The following is a 1,732-nucleotide window of genomic DNA, read 5'->3' as shown; positions in this document are numbered from 1 at the left end:
GAGAGATGCCAACACTAAAGCCCATGTCATCCAGCCATTGATTGATGTCGGCGTTCAGCAGTGATCCGTTGGTGATCACTGAAAAGCCAGCGTCTGGATACTTACGACGAAGGGCGTTAGCGAGCGGACGCAGGGTCTTGGTGTAAACCAGGGGCTCCCCGCCCCAGAACTCAATACGCTCTGGCGGCACGGTCACCCATCCATCTAGCCCCGCAACGAAGGCGTGAACTTCAGCAGGATTCGTCTCAGCCGCGCGTGGCACAAAGCGCTGAGAACAGTACTCACACTCGTAATTGCATGACAGGCCAAGAGAGATCTTCAAGACCCGAGGCGAATCTTTTCGAGCCGGGGTGTCTTTGCTGGTGGCGAAAGGTTGACTTGCGGGCTGGACGGCCGCAAAGGACCTCACAACCGGCTGCCCGGTTTGCAGGTTGGTGAGTTCCGAGGTCTGGTTGTCGTATCGGAGGGTTGGACCAGCTGGTCCGCCCGGAATGACGGTATGAATGACAAAAGTACTCATGGTTTCCTATTGGTAGAAATTGACTGCGCGCATCACGCAATCTCCATTTCGAAGTGAACCTCGACGCTTGGTGTCGGCGCACGGTAGACGTGGCCAAAGTGCACCAGATGGCTTGGAAAAACCAGTAGGCGATCAGGCATCGGATCGATGAACCGAACCCTCTCCTCAGTTGGCAGTACCTTGGTGCCAAAGGGGCCCACTGGGCTTTGAAGGACCAGCGATCCGTTGTGATCCCCACACGCATGCTTGGGTTCAGCTGCGGCATCTATCCAGTAGATGGCAGACAGCATAGATGGCTCAACATGCGGAGGGACAAAATCGCCATCAAACTGAACCAGTTCGCGACCGGTGATGGATACGACACGGACCCCAAATGCAACTTCTGCCGCCCTAGCGACCATGGCAAAGAGAGCCTCAAAAACCGGCTCTTGGACTGCCAGAGACTCCCGGTTAGCTCTAGACCAGGGTTTCCCGTTCGTGTTGTTGGCCCGGTATGCGGCCAGGGCACGCTCGCAGAGAACGCTGCGTTCGCGTTCAGATATGCCCAGTTCCGTTACGAGGACTGGGACCGCAAACAGCGCTTGGAGCATCAGACAACCTCAAGCGTGATGTCGTCCACGCCGGGAAAGTACTTCCAGCCTGCTTTGATGCGAACCTGCTCACCTGGGCTCAAACCAGTGGCAAATACAGGGACGGCGGCAGTGCCCTGAATGGTGGTGACCCTGGCCCGAGGTAATACACCTGAGACCGCTTCCAGATAGACGGTTGCCTGCCTTTCAATCGGGTGTTCAGCAGCGTCCTCAAGCTGAATAGTGATCGTTGCCTGGCCATCGGCTGCGATGGTTGACGGAGCCGACAAGCGCAGGTGCGGCAGCAATAAGGTTCTGTGTGTTCCGCTTGAAGCCGCCTGGCTCCACTCAAGAGCCAAATCACCGTCAACTGAGATATCAGCGTCGCGGCATCGCTGGTTCATGTTGACGGTCAGAAACAGCTCGTCGTCCGTGGCGTCGGCAAACTGCACATTGATTCCCAGAATCAAACTCTGCTGCGACATCGTTGCAAACTCAGTTGCAGCAAGACGGGCAGGAAGCGTAGCCACAAAGAGGGAGAAAAGCGGCCCCAAACGCCCATCCTTGAGCGACACGAAATAGCACTGGTGGTCGCACCAGTCGGGGCGGTTTCTGAGCGCTGCCAGATTGACCCGCACCTCCT

At 56.9% G+C, this 1,732-nt stretch carries 2 protein-coding genes and 1 pseudogene; all 3 read right to left on the bottom strand.

The genetic code is table 11. The features are described from left to right. A pseudogene (locus tag ACOVRJ_RS10825) lies at nucleotides 1–520 on the bottom strand (Fe-S oxidoreductase); the annotation flags it as partial. A gap of 32 nt (nucleotides 521–552) precedes the next feature. Further along, nucleotides 553–1,110: a hypothetical protein gene (locus ACOVRJ_RS10820; RefSeq protein WP_422043860.1), complete on the bottom strand. Its 558-nt coding sequence runs from the start codon at nucleotides 1,108–1,110 to the stop codon at nucleotides 553–555. Next, nucleotides 1,110–1,732, bottom strand: a 623-nt coding sequence (locus ACOVRJ_RS10815; RefSeq protein ID WP_422043859.1) for a hypothetical protein, incomplete at its 5' end; no start/stop codon positions are given. The genes ACOVRJ_RS10820 and ACOVRJ_RS10815, both read right to left, overlap by 1 nt.

Source organism: Roseateles sp. (assembly GCF_049240545.1).
Classification (GTDB): Bacteria; Pseudomonadota; Gammaproteobacteria; order Burkholderiales; family Burkholderiaceae_C; genus Paucibacter_A.
Note: the sequence above shows the minus strand (reverse complement) of the source record. Positions and strands in the feature narration are given on the sequence as shown.